This is a genomic window from Virgibacillus sp. M23, assembly GCF_034190895.1.
In the GTDB taxonomy this organism is placed as follows: Bacteria; Bacillota; Bacilli; order Bacillales; family Amphibacillaceae; genus Virgibacillus; species Virgibacillus salarius.
In genome coordinates this window covers 1-421 of sequence record NZ_JAWDHA010000313.1, presented here as the reverse complement: position 1 = coordinate 421, position 421 = coordinate 1, and the positions used below count along the sequence as shown (strand labels likewise).

General features: G+C 45.6%; 1 pseudogene. It reads left to right on the top strand.

What is annotated here, in order from left to right:
* A pseudogene (locus RVS70_RS22725) lies at nt 1-421 on the top strand (LysR family transcriptional regulator substrate-binding protein); the annotation flags it as partial.

Genomic DNA, 421 nt, shown 5'->3' with positions numbered 1-421 from the left:
CATTCTCAACTGCCTCGGCTTAGTTTATGCCCAAGCTGATCAGTGAATTTAAAAAAAAATATCCGAAACTGGAGCTTGTTCTGCAAGAGGGAACTGTAAATGAACTCAAGGAGTGTCTTCACACTCGTATGAAAGATGTTGGCAATCTTCTGTATCCAACAGAGGAGATGGAGTACATTCATTTGAAAAAAGACAAAATGGCAGTCGTGCTCAGGGATGATCACCCGCTTTGCAGCCGTTCAGCCATTACGCTGAAAGATCTCGATGATGAACCGATGATCGTCTGCGACGGCGGCTATGAATCACCTTTTCACGATATGTTCAGGCAAGCGGGCGCTACGCTGAACGCCGCTTTCACAGTCTATAACATGAACACCTCGATCAGTATGGTCAAAGAAGGACTGGGTCTCGCGATTTTATC